10 protein-coding genes are annotated in these 17,123 nt (G+C 72.9%); all 10 read left to right on the top strand.

Features of this window, described 5'->3' with window-relative positions:
* The first annotated feature begins 290 nt into the window (after positions 1–290).
* The 10 genes from ACFWRT_RS20845 to ACFWRT_RS20800 all read left to right on the top strand — a co-directional run bounded on the left by ACFWRT_RS20845 (position 291) and on the right by ACFWRT_RS20800 (position 17,114).
* The gene (locus tag ACFWRT_RS20845; RefSeq protein WP_380952979.1) at positions 291–1,079 is read left to right on the top strand and encodes an ABC transporter ATP-binding protein; all 789 of its coding nucleotides are present in this window, start codon (positions 291–293) and stop codon (positions 1,077–1,079) included.
* On the top strand, positions 1,076–3,661 hold the full coding sequence (locus tag ACFWRT_RS20840; protein WP_380952980.1) for an ABC transporter permease: 2,586 nt from the start codon (positions 1,076–1,078) through the stop codon (positions 3,659–3,661). Before ACFWRT_RS20845 ends, ACFWRT_RS20840 begins: the two co-directional genes overlap by 4 nt.
* Before the next feature lie 361 nt (positions 3,662–4,022).
* Positions 4,023–4,310: a hypothetical protein gene (locus ACFWRT_RS20835; RefSeq protein ID WP_380952981.1), complete on the top strand. Its 288-nt coding sequence runs from the start codon at positions 4,023–4,025 to the stop codon at positions 4,308–4,310.
* Positions 4,311–4,331: 21 nt separating this feature from the next.
* A complete protein-coding gene (locus tag ACFWRT_RS20830) occupies positions 4,332–6,227 on the top strand; it encodes an AfsR/SARP family transcriptional regulator (RefSeq protein ID WP_380952982.1) in 1,896 nt (631 codons plus the stop codon).
* Positions 6,228–6,232: 5 nt separating this feature from the next.
* Positions 6,233–8,569 (top strand): TOMM precursor leader peptide-binding protein, encoded by a 2,337-nt coding sequence (locus ACFWRT_RS20825; RefSeq protein ID WP_380952983.1) that lies wholly within the window; start codon positions 6,233–6,235, stop codon positions 8,567–8,569.
* Positions 8,559–10,523, top strand: a complete 1,965-nt coding sequence (locus ACFWRT_RS20820; RefSeq protein WP_380952984.1) for a TOMM precursor leader peptide-binding protein — start codon at positions 8,559–8,561, stop codon at positions 10,521–10,523. Before ACFWRT_RS20825 ends, ACFWRT_RS20820 begins: the two co-directional genes overlap by 11 nt.
* 68 nt (positions 10,524–10,591) lie before the next feature.
* Positions 10,592–12,172 (top strand): nitroreductase family protein, encoded by a 1,581-nt coding sequence (locus ACFWRT_RS20815; RefSeq protein ID WP_380952985.1) that lies wholly within the window; start codon positions 10,592–10,594, stop codon positions 12,170–12,172.
* Positions 12,173–12,187: 15 nt separating this feature from the next.
* Positions 12,188–14,935, top strand: coding sequence for a lantibiotic dehydratase (locus tag ACFWRT_RS20810; RefSeq protein ID WP_380952986.1), 2,748 nt, complete (start codon positions 12,188–12,190; stop codon positions 14,933–14,935).
* Complete coding sequence (locus ACFWRT_RS20805) at positions 14,932–16,008, top strand: lantibiotic dehydratase C-terminal domain-containing protein (protein WP_380952987.1); 1,077 nt, start codon at positions 14,932–14,934, stop codon at positions 16,006–16,008. Before ACFWRT_RS20810 ends, ACFWRT_RS20805 begins: the two co-directional genes overlap by 4 nt.
* Positions 16,005–17,114 carry a site-2 protease family protein gene (locus ACFWRT_RS20800; protein WP_380952988.1) on the top strand — a complete coding sequence of 370 codons (1,110 nt, stop codon included), beginning with the start codon at positions 16,005–16,007 and terminating at the stop codon, positions 17,112–17,114. Before ACFWRT_RS20805 ends, ACFWRT_RS20800 begins: the two co-directional genes overlap by 4 nt.
* Positions 17,115–17,123 lie beyond the last annotated feature (9 nt).

The following is a 17,123-nucleotide window of genomic DNA, read 5'->3' as shown; positions in this document are numbered from 1 at the left end:
CCCCTCATAGTGGCCAGGGCCCCTTCCTCCCGGCGGAGGACGTGGAGGGCGCGGGCGTTTCCTTAACCTGTTCTTACGTCGCACCTGCGGCCCGCAGCAGGGGGGAGGGTGGGGAAAACCCCACCTCAAGACTGCGCTGGGCACCATCGCGCCGGACAGCTTGCTGAACTCAGACTGGGAACGTACTCGACGACCGAGGACGTACTCGACGCCCGACGACGTACTCGACGAACTGCGACGCACTCGGCGACCTGCTAGGTCCCATGATCAACTGACATAGGAGATATACCGTGACAACGGCTGTAACCATTCCCAGGCACGGGGGCACTGGAGGGCGTACGGCCGTCGCGGCGCGAGCGCGGCAAGTCGTCAAGGCCTACGGCAGCGGGGAGACCCGCGTCGTCGCGCTCGACCATGTCGACGTGGACATCGCCCGCGGGCAGTTCACGGCGATCATGGGCCCGTCCGGCTCCGGCAAGTCGACGCTGATGCACTGCCTGGCCGGTCTCGACACGGTGACGTCAGGCGAGATCTTCCTGGACGAGACCGAGATCACCCAGCTCAAGGACAAGAAGCTCACCCAGCTCCGGCGCGACCGGATCGGCTTCATCTTCCAGGCGTTCAACCTGCTCCCGACGCTCAACGCGCTGGAGAACATCACGCTGCCGATGGACATCGCGGGCCGCAAGCCCGATGCCGGCTGGCTCCAGCAGGTCGTGGAGACCGTCGGGCTCGCCGAGCGCCTCAAGCACCGTCCCACCCAGCTCTCCGGCGGTCAGCAGCAGCGCGTCGCGGTCGCCCGGGCGCTCGCCGCCCGGCCGGAGATCATCTTCGGTGACGAGCCGACGGGGAACCTGGACTCCCGGGCCGGGGCCGAAGTCCTCTCCTTCCTCCGCAAGTCGGTCGACGAGCTGGGCCAGACCATCGTCATGGTCACCCACGACCCCGTCGCCGCCTCCTACGCGGACCGGGTGCTCTACCTCGCCGACGGCTCCATCGTCGACGAGATGTACGACCCGACCGCCGACCAGGTCCTCGACCGCATGAAGCACTTCGACGCACGTGGGCGGACGTCATGACTGTCTGGAAGACCTCGATGCGCAACTTCTTCGCGCACAAGGGCCGGATGGCCCTCTCCGCGGTGGCGGTGCTGCTCTCCGTGGCGTTCGTCTGCGGCACGCTCGTCTTCACCGACACGATGAACACCACCTTCGACAAGCTCTTCACCGTGTCCTCCCCGGACGTCACGGTCAGCCCGAAGGGCGCCGGGGAGAACGACGAGCAGCCCGACAACGGCAAGCCCGCCTCCCTGCCCGCCTCGCTCGTCCAGCAGGTCGGGAAGGCCGAGGGGGTGGAGAAGGCGGAGGGCTCCGCCTTCTCCATGGCGGTCACGGTCGTCGACAGCGAGAACAAGAACATGGGCTCCGAGACCGGCGCCCCTACCATCGCGAGCAACTGGACCGACAACGACCTGCGTTCCATGGAGATCACCTCCGGACACGCACCCCGGGGCCCCACCGAGGTGATGGTCGACGGCGACACCGCGAAGAAGCACCAGCTCAAGATCGGCGACGAGCTGCGCACCATAGCCGTCACCGGTGACCTCAAGGCGAAGATCAGCGGTATCGCGTCCTTCACCGTCACCAACCCGGGCGCGGCCATCGTCTACCTCGACACCGCCACCGCCCAGAAGCACCTGCTGGGCGCCCCTGACGTCTTCACCCAGGTCCTGGTGACCGCCGAGAGCGGCGTCAGCGACACCCAGCTCAAGAAGAACGTGGCCGCGGCCCTCGACGGCTCCGCCGCGTACAAGCTCCAGACGCAGCAGGAGGCCGCCGACGCCAACAAGGACTCCATGGGCGCTTTCCTGGACGTCATGAAGTACGCGATGCTCGGCTTCGCCGGGATCGCCTTCCTCGTCGGCATCTTCCTCATCGTCAACACCTTCTCGATGCTGGTCGCCCAGCGCACCCGCGAGATCGGCCTGATGCGGGCCATCGGCTCCAGCCGCAAGCAGGTCAACCGGTCTGTGCTGCTGGAGGCGGTCCTCCTCGGCATCGTCGGCTCCGTCCTCGGTGTCGCCGCCGGCATCGGACTCGCCGTCGGGCTGATGAAGCTGATGGGCGCCGTCGGCATGGAGCTGTCCACCAGGGACCTCACCGTCGCCTGGACGACCCCCGTCATCGGCCTGGTGCTCGGTGTCGTCGTCACCGTCCTCGCCGCGTACATCCCGGCCCGGCGGGCCGGCAAGGTCTCCCCGATGGCCGCCCTCCGCGACGCCGGGACCCCGGCCGACGGCAGGTCCGGCTGGGTCAGGGCCGGGATCGGCCTGGTCCTCACCGGAGCCGGCGGCGCCGCCCTGTGGGCGACGACGCAGGCCGACAAGGCCACCGAGGGCTCGGGTCTCCTCGCCGTCGGTGTGCTGCTGACCCTGATCGGCTTCATCGTGATCGGCCCGCTGCTGGCCGGTGTCGTCGTCCGGGCCCTCAGCGTGGTCGTGCTGCGGCTCTTCGGCCCGGTCGGCCGGCTGGCCGAGCGCAACGCGCTGCGCAACCCCCGGCGTACGGGAGCGACCGGCGCGGCCCTGATGATCGGGCTCGCCCTGGTGGCCTGCCTCTCCGTCGTCGGGTCCTCCATGGTGGCCTCGGCCACCGAGGAGCTCGACAAGTCGGTCGGCGCGGACTTCATCGTCCAGGACAGCGGTACGGGCCGCCCGATCGTGCCGCAGGCCGCCGAGGCCCTGCGCGCCGTGCCCGGCCTGGAGCACCTGACGGACTACACGTACATCAAGGCGAAGATCACCGCCCCGAACGGCAGGACGGTCGACGAGGGCATCACCGCCACCGACCCGACCTACCAGCAGGACGTCCGCCGCACCGCCCTCTCCGGCGACCTGGCGAAGGCCTACGAGAAGAACGCCATGTCCGTCGGCGAGGACTACGCCGAGAAGCACGGGGTCAAGGTCGGCGACACCCTCACCATCGCGCTCAGGACGGGGGAGAGCGCGAAGCTGAAGGTCGCCGCCATCACCTCCGACGACACCAACATCGACCGCGGCGCGATGTACACCAACATCACCACGGCGACCTCCTTCATCGCCGCCGACCGGATGCCGCAGAACGTGGCGATGTTCGGCCAGGCCGAGGAGGGCAAGGAGAAGGAGGCGTACGCGGCCCTCAAGAGCGCGCTCGCCGGGTACCCGGTCTACAAGGTGCAGAACCAGGCCGACTTCAAGGAGGACCTGAAGAACCAGATCGGGCAGTTGCTGAACATCGTCTACGGCCTGCTCGCCCTCGCGATCATCGTCGCGGTGCTCGGTGTGGTGAACACCCTCGCCCTCTCCGTGGTCGAACGGACCCGGGAGATCGGCCTGATGCGGGCCATCGGCCTCTCCCGCCGCCAGCTCCGCCGCATGATCCGTCTGGAGTCCGTGGTCATCGCCCTCTTCGGCGCGCTGCTCGGACTGGGCCTGGGGATGGGCTGGGGAACGGCGGCGCAGAAGCTGCTGGCCCTGGAGGGACTCGAGGTCCTGGAGATCCCGTGGCCGACGATCCTCACGGTCTTCGCCTGCTCGGCGCTGGTCGGACTGTTCGCCGCCCTCGTCCCGGCCTTCCGGGCCGGCCGGATGAACGTCCTCAACGCCATCGCGACGGACGGCTGAGGCCCCACCTCTCCCGCTCACTCCACCCGGCAGGCGTCTCAACGAACCTCTGAGCAGCCGGAGTTCACCGTAGGATGACCGGCAGGTCCCGGGGCGTTCCTCCAAACGCCCCGGGGCCGAACCCGTTTCCGGCCTCTGCTCCGCCCGTTTCCCCGACCGGGCCCGCCGGTCACGGCGGGCCCTGACAGCTTGTTGCACGGGCGGCCACCGCCGTGTGCAGCAAGCTGACACGACTGCACCTCTGCGTCCCCCATCCGCGCTGGCATCGTCGTCCCTGCCGGGACACCCCCGGGAAACCGGGACACCCCGGCATGGAACCGGGACACCCCGGCATGGACCCCCACCGCCGAAAGGGGACAACGTGTACAGGACTTCGCCCCACCCGAAGCCGCGCCGCTCACCCCGCACCGCTGCCGCCGCCCTCGCCACCGGGATCGCCCTCGCCGCCGCCACCCTGCTGGCCGGCCCCGCGGCGGCCGCCGCCCCCCAGCGGACCGCCCCGGCCGCCCCCGCGACGCACACCGGGTCGGCCGGTGTTCCCGAGCACGTCACCCGGCTGGTCTGTACGGAGCTGGCGGGGGTCATCGGCCACCTGCCGCCGGAATCCGTGCCCGTCCGGGTGTGCAAGCTGGTCAACGGCTGGGACTAGGGCGAGGCGGCGGCGATCGTGATGCGCTTCCAGCTCCTGGGTCCGCTGGCCCTCGCGGACGGCCCGGACGTCGTCGTCCTCCAGCCCTCCAAGCCCGTCATCCTGCTCGCCGCGCTCCTCCTGCACGCCAACTCCACTGTCTCTGCGGAGTACTTGCAGCGGGCGGTGTGGGGTGAGGACCAGCCCGCCACCGCCAGGGCCGCCCTCCAGACCTGCGTCCTGCGGCTGCGGCGGCTCTTCACCAAGCACGGGGTCACCGGCACGTCCATCGAAGCGGTCCCCGGCGGCTACCGGATCACCGCCGGACCCCCCACCCTGGACCTCCTCGGCTTCCGTGACCAGGTGCGCCGGGCCTCGGCCCTCGCCGGTGATCCGGAGGCGGAGCTCTACACGCTCAAGGACGCCCTCTCGCTCTGGCAGGGCTCCCTGCTCGCCAACGTACGGTCCGACGTCCTGCACCGGGACGAGGTGCCCCGGCTCTCCGAGGAGCGGCTCCGCGCGGTCGAGCGGGTCTGCGACCTGCTGCTGGGGCTCGGGCGCTGCGGCGAGGCGCTGGTCGACCTGTGGACCGCTACGCGCGTATATCCGGGGCACGAACGGTTCCACGAGCAGCTCATCGAGGCCCTCTACCGCACCGGGCGCCAGTCCCAGGCCCTCGCCGAGTACCGCAGGGTCAAGAGCTTCCTGCTGGACGAGCTGGGCGTGGACCCCTCGCCGTCCTTACGGAAGCTGGAGCTGTCCATCCTGCGCGGTGAGGATCTGGGGGGCGGTGGAGCAGTGCGGGCTGCCGTAGAACCCGCGCCCGCCCTCGTCTCCGCCTCCGACCCGGGGGCCGCCTCGCGGGTCATCCAGGGTGCCGCCGTCCCCCTCCCGGCCGCCGCCCCCGGAGCCGGTCCCGCTTTCCCCGGAGCCGGTCCCGCTTTCCCCGCCGTCCCCCACTTCACCGGCCGTGCGGCGGAGGCCGCCGCCATGGCCGCCCGCCTCACCGCACCGCCGCCCCCGGACGCCGACGGCCAACGGCCCCTCACCGTCCTGGTGTCCGGCGCCCCCGGCATCGGCAAGTCCGCCCTCGCCCAGCACGTCGCCCACCTCGTGCGGGACAGCTTCCCGGCCGGCCGGCTGCTCGTCCGGATGACCCGGGCGGACGGCCACCCCCGTACGGCGGACGAGGCCGCCGCCGAGGTGGCCGCCGCGCTGGGTCCCGGACGGGCGGGTGAGCGGGCCCTGCTGGTCCTGGACGACGTGGTCGACGCCGACCAGGTCCGCCCGCTGCTCGGCGAACGCCACGACCTCGCCGTCGTCGTCACCAGCCGGATGGGGCTCGGCGGCCTCATCGCCACCCACGGCGGCTGGGTGCACCGGCTCACCGCCTTCACGGAGACGGAGTCGTACGCGCTGCTGCTCGCCGCCCTCGGTACGGAACGGGTGGAGGCCGAACCCCTCGCCGCCCGGCAACTCGCCGCGCTCTGCGGCCACTTCCCGGCCGCCCTGCGCATCCTCACCGCCCGCCTGCTGACCCGCCCCGGGCTGCGGCTCGGCGACGCCGTCGACTGGCTGGGCGACGACCCGCTGGCCCGGCTCACCCTGACCGACTCCCCGGACCACTCGGTGAGCGGCCTCTTCGACCGCGCGCTCGGCCGCCTCGACCCCCGGCTGTCGGAGACGTTCCTCCGTATCGGCGCCGGCCCACCGGAACTCCTGCGCGAGGCCGAGGCCGGGGCCGAGGCCGACGTCGTGGACGAGGTTCCGGACGGCACGAGGAACCACCCGCCCGTCCCCGAGGACGTCCTGGAACAGCTCGCCGACGCCGGGTTCCTGGAGGACGGGCCGCCGGGCCCGTACCGCATCCATGACCTGCTCCGCGCCCACCTCCGAAGAACCGTCCGGATCCGCGACCGCCGCACAGAGAAGGTGTGATCCCCATGGCCGAGAGCGCCGCCCCCGCCGTCCCCGCACCCACCGGGTCCGTCCCCGCCGTCCCCGCACCCACCGCCACCGTGCCCACCGGAAACGGGACCGGGTCCTTCGACGCGCTCGCCGGGACCCGCCCGCGCATCCGCCGGGACGTCCTGTTCACCGAGACCCCCGGCGGAGTGCTCTTCCACAACGCCGACGGCGGCTTCCACCTCACCGGCCGCACCGCCTACCGCTTCGCCTCCCTCGTCGTCCCCCATCTCACCGGACACCACCGGCTGGACGAGCTGTGCGCCGGGTTCGGACCGGCCCAGCGGGCGATGGCCGCCGAACTCGTCAAGACGCTGTACGCGCGCGGCTTCGCCCGCGACATCCCGGAGGCGGGCGCGGAGGCGGGCACGGACACCGCCGGGGACGACGGGTTGTGCCCGGAGATCGCCGAGCGCTTCGCCGCCCAGATCGCCTACGTCGACCACTACACCGACGACGCCCCCGCCCGCTTCGCCCGCTACCGCACCACCCGGGTCGCCGTCCTCGGCGACGACGAGACCGCCCGCTGGTGCACGCTGAGCCTCCTCCGTAACGGCTGCGCCCGGATCGGGACGACCTCCCCTCACGACGACGTCAGCGCCGAGGCCGCCGGGGCCGGGGCCGAGATCGAGACGGTCGGGGCCGGTACGGGCGCGGGCTGGGCGGAGCTGGCGGGGTACGACGTCGTCGTGGTCACCGGCGCCGGAGCCGGGGCGCGCACGCACGCGCTGCTGGCCGCCGGGGTCCCCGAGGGCGTGACGCTCATCCCCGCCTGGCTGTTCGGCCGCCGGCTGATCGTCGGCCCGCTCTCCACCGCCGCCTCCACCGGCTGCTGGTCCTGCGCCCTGCTGCGCCTCGGCGGCAACGTCGACGCGGGGGCCGCCGAGGCGCTGTGGAGCGAGGCGGCGGGAGCCGTACCGGCCTCCGCCGACGCCCTGTCCGGCCCGGTCGCGGCGATGGTCGGCAACCTCGTCGGCTACGAGATCTTCCGCCTCACCACCGGCGCCCTGCCCGCCGAGACGGACGGCCAGGTCCTCGTCCAGGACCTGGAATCGCTCGATGTCATGGCCGAACCGGTCCAGCCCCATCCCCGGTGCGCCCGCTGCGCCGCCCTCGACGCGCGGGAGCCCGCCCCCGCGCTCCCGGACACCCTCACGCTGCCCGTGACCCCGACCGTGGGGACGGCCCGGGACGCGGAGGCGCTGGTGGAGGAGCTGAACCGGGTCAGTACGGCGCTGGTGCGCCCGTACACCGGGATCTTCCGCCGGTACGACGACGAGGAGCTGACCCAGACCCCGCTGAAGCTCAGCCGGGTGGAGGTGGCGCTCGGCGGCGGGGTGCGGCGCCGGATCGCCGCGTTCGACGTGCACCATCTGGCGGGGGCGCGGATGCGGGCGCTGTACGCGGCGGCGGAGGCGTACGTGGAGCACGTGGTACCCCTCGCGGACGCCGAACCGGAAGGCCCGGTACGCGCCCTGCGGCCCGCCGCCCTCACCACCGGTGGCGGCACCGGTGCCGAGCCCACGCTCTGGGCCGCCGCCACCTCCCTGATCACCAAGGAGCCCGTACGCGTTCCGGCGGCGGCCCTGCGCCCGTTCGGCCCGCACAACCGCGACCGGGCGCACCTGGCGAGCCGGGCCGGTTCCGGGGCGGGCGGCAGTGCGGCGGAGGCGGCGGGGCTCGGGCTGCTGTCGGCGCTGGCGCACGACGCGCTGGTACGGGCGGTGCGGGGCACCACCCGGGTGAGCCCGGTCGCGGCCGAAGCGGGTGAAGCGGGTGAAGCGGGCGGCAGGGGCGGCGGGGCCGAAGCGGGCGGCAGGGGCGACGGGATCGACCCGGAGCTGGTGTTCCTGCTGAAGTCCGCCGCCAACCTGGACATCGCGGTGGAGCTGCTGGACCTGGGGGAGGCGGACCGGACCTCGGCCTACGTGGTCCTGGCCAGGGAAGCGAACGAACCTATGGCGCAGGGCCATTGGGCGGTCGGCGCCGGGCTCTCCCGGCGTACCGCGACCGCCTCCGCCCTGCGTGACCTGCTCGGCCAGGTCCAGCTCGCCGCCGAGGACCCGGGTGCGGCGGTCGACCTCGGCGACCCGCTGCTGGGGGACCTGGCCCCGGCGGCGATCGCGGTGGGCGGGGAGGCCGTGGCGGTGGACGGGCCGGAGGCGACGTTCGGCGCCGTGCTGGAGCGGCTGCGGTCCGCCGGGCGCGACGCCCTGTATGTGGCGACGACCCCGGCGGACCTGCCGTCGGGCTCCATCGCCACGGCCCGCGTGCTGCTGACGGTGGACGGCGAGGGCGGCCCTGATGCCCGTTGAGACCCGAACGGACGTCTTGGCGGACTCCACCTACCTGCTCACGGAGCTGCTGACGGCAGGGCTGGCCCGGCACCGCAAGGAGGTGGCGACCACCGCGCCCGTAGACGTCCAACCCCTCGGCGTACGGGACGCGTTCAGGTCCGAGGAGAGGTCATCTGCCCCCGCCGTCCCCGTCCGCTACTACGGCCGCCACGCCGTCGTCGGCCCCTTCCCGGCGGCCGGGAGCGATCACCGCCGACCCCCCTGCGCCCGCTGCCTGGAGCGCCGCTGGCAGGCCGTACGCTCGGTGGCGCTGCGCGAGGCGCTGGAGCTCGGTGACGGTACCCGGGCGGCGGGCCCGTCCCCGTACGTCACGCCCTTCGCGGCGGAGACGCTCGCCGGGCTCATCGCCGCCCGGCTGGACGGCGGCGGACCGGCGACCGGGTCCTTCCCCGCCGTCCACCTGGTCGACCTCCAGACCCTGGCCGTACGCCACTATCCGCTCGTCCCGGACCCCGAGTGCCCGGTCTGCGCCACCCCCGAGCCCGACACCGACGCGGCCGCCACGATCACCCTGAAGCCCGCGCCCAAGCTGCGGCCGGGCAGCTTCCGGGTGCGGGACATCGGCTCGTACGAACTCCCCGTCGAGCCGTACGCCAACCCGGTCTGCGGCTCCCTCGGCCCCTCCGTCGTCCAGGACGTCTCGTCCACCTCCACCTCCGCGACCATCGGCTGCTTCTCGATGCGCTCGGGCCCCTACCTCCGCGAGACGTTCTGGGGCGGCCACGCCGACACCTTCGCCGAGAGCGTGCGGATCGGGGTGCTGGAAGGGCTTGAGCGGTACGCGGGTATGCGGTCGCGGGCCAAGCGCGCCCAGGTCCACGCCAGCCTGGACGGACTCCGGGCGGAGGGCCGGGCGGCGGTCGACCCCCGGACCGTCGGGCTCTATTCGGACGCCTTCCATACCGCCAACCCCCGTGTCCTGCCGTTCACTTCGGACCGCGAGATCCCGTGGGTGCGGGGCTGGTCGCTGCGGGACGAGCGGACGGTTCTGGTGCCGGAGGTGCTCACGTACTACCACGCGCCCGGCCTGGAGAACCGGTTCGTGCAGGAGAGCTCCAACGGCTGTGCGTCGGGCGGGGCGTTGGAGGAGGCCGTCTACTTCGGGCTGATGGAGGTGGTGGAACGGGACGCGTTCCTGCTCACCTGGTACGGGCGGGCCGCGCTGCCCGAGATCGACCCGCGCACCAGCCGCCGCCCGGCCACCCGGCAGATGGTGGACCGGCTGGAGATGTACGGGTACGAGGCCCGGTTCTTCGACACCCGGATCTCCTTCCCGATCCCCGTCGTCACCGGGGTCGCCGTCCGCCCCGACGGCGGCCTCGGCCGGATGTGCTTCGGCGCCGGCGCCGGACTCGACCCGGAGGCAGCGCTCGCCGGGGCGCTCTGCGAGATCGCCACCGACGCCGTCAACCTCCAGGGCCGCACCGAGCGGGACGAGGAGCGGCTGCGGGCGATGGCGGACGACTTCGACCAGGTGGCGGCGCTCCATGACCACCCGCTGGCGTACGGCATCCCGGAGATGGGCGACCACGCGGACTTCCTGCTCGGTGCGCCGGGGGCCGCCCGCCAACCAGCTTCCTCTTTCCATGAGTTGTACGGGGACGGGCCCGGCGCCCGGCCCGTCCTCCCCGTCTCCGACGACCTGCGCGAGGACCTTCAGCGGTGCGTGGACGCCGTCACGGGCGCCGGGTTCGACGTGGTCGTGGTCGACCAGACCATGCCCGAGCAGCGCGCCCTGGGGCTGACCACCGTGAGCGTCCTCGTGCCCGGCCTGCTGCCGATCGACTTCGGCTGGAGCCGGCAGCGGGCCCTGCGCATGCCCCGGCTGCGCACCGCGCTGCGTGAGGCGGGGCTGCGTACGGCGGACCTCACCGACGCCGACCTCAACCCGGCCCCGCACCCGTTCCCATGACTATTCCCATGACCGTTCCCATGACCGTTCCCTCCTCCGCCCCTCCTGCCGTGACCAAGGAGCCCGCCATGGGATACGCCCATGAATACGCCGACGCGATCATGCACCGCGGCCGGGTCCCGATGGACCCCGCCGACTACGTACCGAACTGGCAGGACGGCCCCCGTAAGGCCAAGTTCTACCCGGGCGCCGACAGCTTCCCGCTGCCCGACGCCCCCTACCCCGCCGACGCCACGCTCGACCGGGGTCTGTGCGCCGAAGGGGCGCCCGGGGACGGCGAGTTCGACCTCACCACCCTCTCCGGCATGCTCCGGGACTCCTACGGGCTCACCGGCCGCCGCCTGGGCGTCCAGGCCAACACCGACCTCAGCGCTCTGCCCTTCTACCCGCTGGCCAACTGGTCGCGCGGCTCGGCCTCCGGAGGCGGGCTGTACCCGGTCGGCGTCCACTGGGTCTCCGGGCCGAGCGGCCCCGTACCGCCAGGCGTGCACTACTATTCCACCCGTCACCACGCCATGCAGCGGTTGCTCACCGGCGATGTGTCCGGCGAGGTGCGCGCCGCGCTCGGGGAGGGCGCGCCGGGCCCGGCGACCGATCAGTACCTGGTGCTCTCGATCAAGTTCTGGCAGAACTCCTTCAAGTACAACAGCTTCTCCTTCCACGCCGTCTCCATGGACCTCGGCGCCTGCCTCCAGACCTGGCGGATGTGGGCGGCCGCCCGGGGCCTGGCCGTCGAGCCCGCGCTCTGGTTCGACGAGCAGCGGCTCGCGGCCCTGCTCGGCGCCGACCCGCAGGAGGAGGGCGTCTTCGCGGTCGTCCCGCTGAAGTGGGCGGGTGGGGAGGGGAGATCGTACGGAGGTGGCGCACCCGTCTCCGTCCGCCGCAGGGACGTCGAGCGCTCACGTACGGTCCTCACCTTCGACGCCCTGCTCCGCATGCAGGCCGCCACCTCCGCCGACGCCACCGCCCGGCCCGCCCCCGGGGCGCTGGCCCCGGCCGCCGCGCACCCCGTCGCCCCGGCGGCGACGGAGGTCGAACTGCCCCCGGCCCGCCCGCTGGAGACCGACGTACGCACCGCCCTGCGCGACCGCCGCTCCAGCTTCGGCCGGTTCGACGCCCAGCAGCCGGTCACGCGCCCGCAGTTGGCGGCCTGCCTGGCGGCGGCGGTCGCCGGATCGCGGCTCGGCGGGGACACCGGTGAGGTGCGGCTCGCCCAGCTGTACGCGTTCGTCAGCCATGTGGAAGGGCTGGAACCGGGGTCGTACGCGTACGACCCCGAGCGGCGGAGCCTGCGGCGGGTGAAGGAGGGGCGGCCGGGGGAGTTCCTCCAGCGGAACTACTTCCTGGCCAACTACAACCTGGAGCAGGCCGGGGCCGTGCTCGTCCCGACCGTCCGGACCACCGCCGTCCTGGACGCGGTCGGTGACCGGGGATACCGCCTGGTCAACGCCACGATCGGGGCGGTCGCCCAGTCCGTCTACACCGCCGCCTCCGCCGTGGATCTCGGCTGCGGGGTCGCGCTCGGCTTCGACAACATCTCCTACATCGAGGAGCTCGGCCTCGACGGGACGGGCGAGGCGCCGCTGCTGATCATGATGATCGGCAATGAACGGCCCGCACCGGCCGACTTCCGCTACGAGATCGCCTGAGCGGGGGAGCCGACGATGAGCGATTCCCTCAACTCCGCAGTGACACGGCCCGCGTTCATGGCCCGGGTGGCCGGGCTGCCCGTCGAGAGCGTGCAAGGGCTGCGCTGCCCGGAAAGCCGCCGGTGGGCAGACGAAGTCCTGGACGCTGACGGCCAGTTGCGGCTGCTCGCGGAGAAGGCCGGTGACCGGCTCCACGACCTGATCGGCGGCAGCGACGACGAACCGCTGCGCCGGGCCCTGCTGAAGCTGCGCCGCGACATCTTCAACGGCCGGCTGCCCGAAGCCCTCTCTGCTGATCGCCTCCTCTCCCGGGTCCGCGCCCTGGACCCGGCCGCCGCCGCCACCCTCGCCGACTGGCTGACCGGCCGCCGCGCGCTGGACGAGCGGCGGGCTGCGGGGGCGGCCCTGCTCGCCGCCGAGACCGGCCGCAGCCGCGCGGCCCTGCGCGAACTCGCCGGTCACGAACGGCTGCGCCGGGCCCTCTTGCTCGCCTCCCCGGCGCTGGACGCCCAGCTCGACGCGTACCGCCGTCAGAGCCTGACGCCGGGCGCCCGGCCCGACAAGAAGCAGCGCAAGATCGAGCGTTCGCTGCTGAGTTACGTGTACCGGACGGCGTGCAAGACGAGCCCGTTCTCCACCTTCACCGGCGTCGCGCCGGGCTCCCTCACCGGCTCCGACGGGCTGCGGCTGCGCGTGGACGAGGAGTGGCGGGCGCAGGCCCGGCTCAACGTCGTCGCGCTGGGCCGCCTCGCCGACGCCGTGATCGCGGACCCGGCCCGGCGCGCCGACCTGCCGGTCGCCCCCGCCTCCGGGTGGGGCCGCGACGACGACCGGGTGCGGTACGTACGGCGGTGGGTCACGGCCGGTGACGACGACACCGCCGTCACGTTCGACGCGGTGAAGGACCGGCTGTTCTTCCTGCGCCGCAGCGGCACCCTGGACCGACTGCTCACCCTCTTCGAGGAGCGGGGCGAGGCGCGGAACGGACAGCGGGGCGGGCTGCGGTACGGGGAGCTGGTGGAGTGGCTGGCCCGGGACCAGGGGGCCGCGCGTGAGGAGTGCGAGCAGTACCTCGGGGCGCTGCTGGACGTCGGCATGGTCCAGGTGCCGTGTCTGCGGACCGAGGTGCACGACACCGACCCGCTGCGGGCGTTCCAGGGTGCGCTGCGGGGCCTGGAGCGCCCCTGGGCCGACCGGCTCGCGGACCGGCTGACTGCGCCCGCCCGCTGCGTCGAGCGGTTCGCGGACGCGCCGGTGGACGAGCGGCGCGCGCTGCTGGAGGCGTTGCGGGCGGGGCTGCGGGCGGTCCAGGAGGAGGAGCTGGGGGCGGACCGGGCGAAGGTGCCGCAGACGCTGCTGTACGAGGACGCGGCGGCGGGCGGGGAGACGGCGTTCGACCCCGACGCCTGGCAGGAGCTGGCGGCCGGGCCGCTGGCAGCCGTCGAGCGTGTGCTGCCCGCCTTCGACCTCACGCTCCCGCAGCGGATCACCTTCGAGGGCTTCTTCCTCGCGCGGTACGGGCACGGGGGCCGGTGCGACGACCTCCTGAAGCTGGTCCACGACTTCCACGAGGACTTCTTCGACCAGTACATGACGTTCACCGCCACCCGTACCCCGTACGACGCCGACGGCACCTACGTCCCCGAGGTCAACTGGCTCGGGCTCGACCGCCTCCGCGCCCTCGACACCGCCCGCCGCACCTTCACCGCCCGGATGGCCGCGCTGGCGGAGGCGGCGGGCCCCGGGGCGGCCGAGGTGCGGGTGGACGAGACCTTCCTGGCCGTGGTAGCCGCAGAACTGACCGGTCTGGCACCGGACTTCGCCCCGATGAGCCACCACCTTCAGATCGCCGACCGCCCCGGCGACCCGCTCGTCGTCCTGAACCGGTCCTACGGCGGGGTCGCGTTCCCCTTCAGCCGGTTCACCCAGCTCTTCGACGGGCTCGACAAGCGGCTCCTCGCGAGCGCGGGGGCGAGCGGGCCCGAAGGCGCGGCGACGAGCGGGCCCGAAGGCGCGGTGCTGGCCGAGGTCACCGGCGGCCCGGTCACCAGCAACCTGAACCTGCACGGCCGGCTGACCCCGTACGAGATCGTCTGCCCCGGCGAACGCGGCACGCTGGAGCCGGAGTTCCGGATCTCGCTGGACGACCTCCACCTCGTCCACGACCCGGACGCCGGCCGGCTGGTCCTGCGCTCGGCCCGCCTGGACCGCGAGGTGATCCCGGTCTACCTCGGCTACCTCGTCCCCCTCGCCCTCCCCGAGCTGCCCCGTACCCTGCTCCTCCTCTCCCCGACCTCCATGGCCCCGCTCAACGTGTGGGCCGGGGTCCCGGAGGGCGCGCCGGACGCGGACGGGGTCACCACACGGCCCCGGGTGCGCCACGGCTCGCTCGTCCTCAGCCGCCGTAGCTGGAGCGCCCCGGCCACGGCGCTGCCGCTGCACCGGGCCGGGGCCCCGGAGGCCGGCTGGTTCCTGGACTGGCACGCGTTCCGGCGTACGCATGGCCTGCCCGACCGGGTCTTCGCGACGGTGTCGGACTCCGGGGCCCGGGGCGCGACCGGGGCCAAGCCGCAGTACCTGGACTTCGACAGCCCGCTCTCCCTGTCGGCCTTCGAGGCCCTGATCAAGACCCCGCAGGCCCGGGTGGTGTTCCGGGAGGCGCTGCCGGACGAGGACGCCCTGCACACCGTCTCCGGCCGCGGCCGCCATGTCGCCGAACTGGCCGTGGAGACGGCCGTACCCGTCCGCAGGAGGACCGTATGACCCCGCTCGAAACGACCCCGCTCGGAACAGAAGCGACCTGCGCCTGGCAGGCCACCCACGTCTTCTACGCAGCCAACCCCCGCCCCTTCCTCCTGCACTGCGTCCGCCCGCTGGTAGCGGAGCTGGAGGCGGACGGGCTGATCACCGGGTACTTCTTCATCAACTACTGGCTGGAGGGACCTCACGTACGGCTCCGCCTGAAGCCGTCGTCCCCCGCCGCCGAACCCGAGGTGGCCCGCCGCACCGAACAGGCCGTGGACGCGTTCCTCGCGGAGCGGCCCGCGCTCTACGAGGTCGACTCCGGGTTCCTCAACGACTTCTACAACACGCTCTTCGAGATCGAGTTCCCCGGCAGCGAGCGCGGCCACTACATGGACGAGCAGGGCCGGATGAACCTGCGGCCCAACAACTCCCGCCATCGGGAGGCGTACGAGCCGGAGTTCGGGAAGTACGGCGGCCCGGCCGGGATCGAGCTGGCCGAGTGGCACTTCCGGCACTCCAGCGACCTGGTCATCGACGCGCTCGCCACCAAGAACCTCCACCTGCGCACGGTCCTGCTCGGCACCTCGGCCCAGTGGATGATGGTGATGGCGTCGACGTTCCTGCCGGAGCGGGCGGAGCTGACCGCCTACCTGGACAGCTACTACGAGTTCTGGCACCGCGCCTTCCCCGGCACCGGCTTCATCGGTACGGACGAGTACGACCGGAACTACGCCCGTACGGCGGACGGCCTGCGCGACCGCTTCACCCGCATCCGGGCCGCCACCGCCCCGCCCGGCAGCGCGCGTTCGCTCCCCGGGTCGTTGGCGGGCTGGGCCGGGCACTGCGCCGAACTCCGGGACCGGGCACGGAAACTGGCCGTCGACGGGGACCTGGTCTTCCGGTCGTGGGACGGCGAGCGGGACGAGCGGGTGACCGACCCGGCGGTGGCGCTGCCGCTGCTGCTCTCCCCGTATATGCACATGACCAACAACCGGCTGCACGTGACGATCAGGGACGAGGCCTATCTCAGCCATGTTCTGGGCCGGGTGCTCAAGGAGTCCGCAGAGGGGCACGCGGGGGAGTCCGTATGAGTGCGACCGGGGCTTCGGGGGCGCTCGCCTCCTACCGGCCCGCCCTGCGACCGGCCGTCCTGCTCAGCGACGCCCTCCTCGACGGCCCCTCCACCGTCCACCTGATCAAGGACACCGACAGCGGCAACTCCTTCAAGGTCGGCGCCAAGGAGCATTTCCTCATCGCCCGGATGGACGGCGGGCGGAGCCTGGCGGAGATCGGCGAGGAGTATGCGGGGGAGTACGGGCGGCGGCTCGGCGACGCGCACTGGCAGCAGATCCTGACGATGCTCGGGACGAAGGGGCTGCTGACCGGAACGCCTCTTCCGGAGGCCTCTGTTGTCGCGCCGGAGCCCCGTAGCCTGCTGCGCGGTACCCTGCCCCTGGTGGCCGACGCCGACGCCACCACCGCCCGCCTCCACCGGGTCTTCGGTTTCCTGCTGGCGCCGTGGGGGATGGTGCCGCTGCTGGTGCTGATCGTCGCGATGGAGACGGTCGTGGTCGCCCGGACTGGCGAACTGCTGATCGCCGTACGGGAATTGTTCACCAACCCCGTCCTGCTGACCGGCACGGCGATCCTGCTCTGGCTGAGCACCGCCCTCCACGAGCTCGCCCACGGGGTGGTGGCCCGGCACTACGGCGGGCAGGTCGCGGAGATCGGGCTGCGGTGGCGGCTGCCGGTCGTCATCATGTACTGCACGGTCGACAACTACCTGTACATCGGCAGCCGTTGGCATCGCATCGCCACAGCGGTGGCGGGCGCGGTGATGAACCTGCTCTTCCTGCTCCCGTTCTGCGCTCTCTGGCTCTTCGCCCCGCTCGACGCCGCCACGCACGAGGCGCTCGCCGCGCTGCTGCTCCTCGGCAGTGTGCAGGCGTTCGCGATGCTCGTGCCGCTGCCGCCGCTGGACGGCTACAAGATCGCGAGCCAGCTCGCCGGGGCCACCGGTCTCGCCGCCTCCGCCGCCGGCTATCTGCGGCTCGTGCTGCGCCGCTCGCCGGAAGTGGCCGCGTACCCGCGCCGAGCCCGGATCGCCTACCCGGCCTACCTGTTGGGCACGGTGCTTGTTCTCGCCGGTCTGGTCGCGGCGGCCGTCGCGGGCGCCCATCATCTGCTGACGGCCTGACCCTGCTGA

This window comes from Streptomyces cyaneofuscatus, from assembly GCF_042718795.1.
GTDB classification, from domain to species: Bacteria; Actinomycetota; Actinomycetes; order Streptomycetales; family Streptomycetaceae; genus Streptomyces; species Streptomyces cyaneofuscatus_A.
Note: the sequence above shows the minus strand (reverse complement) of the source record. Positions and strands in the feature narration are given on the sequence as shown.

Excerpts from the sequence above, each read along its gene's own strand:
- ACFWRT_RS20840 (WP_380952980.1), top strand. The coding sequence starts at position 1,076 with ATGACTGTCTGGAAGACCTCGATGCGCAACTTCTTCGCGCACAAGGGC.
- ACFWRT_RS20830 (WP_380952982.1), top strand. The coding sequence starts at position 4,332 with ATGCGCTTCCAGCTCCTGGGTCCGCTGGCCCTCGCGGACGGCCCGGAC.
- ACFWRT_RS20825 (WP_380952983.1), top strand. The coding sequence starts at position 6,233 with ATGGCCGAGAGCGCCGCCCCCGCCGTCCCCGCACCCACCGGGTCCGTC.
- ACFWRT_RS20820 (WP_380952984.1), top strand. The coding sequence starts at position 8,559 with ATGCCCGTTGAGACCCGAACGGACGTCTTGGCGGACTCCACCTACCTG.
- ACFWRT_RS20815 (WP_380952985.1), top strand. The coding sequence starts at position 10,592 with ATGGGATACGCCCATGAATACGCCGACGCGATCATGCACCGCGGCCGG.
- ACFWRT_RS20810 (WP_380952986.1), top strand. The coding sequence starts at position 12,188 with ATGAGCGATTCCCTCAACTCCGCAGTGACACGGCCCGCGTTCATGGCC.
- ACFWRT_RS20805 (WP_380952987.1), top strand. The coding sequence starts at position 14,932 with ATGACCCCGCTCGAAACGACCCCGCTCGGAACAGAAGCGACCTGCGCC.
- ACFWRT_RS20800 (WP_380952988.1), top strand. The coding sequence starts at position 16,005 with ATGAGTGCGACCGGGGCTTCGGGGGCGCTCGCCTCCTACCGGCCCGCC.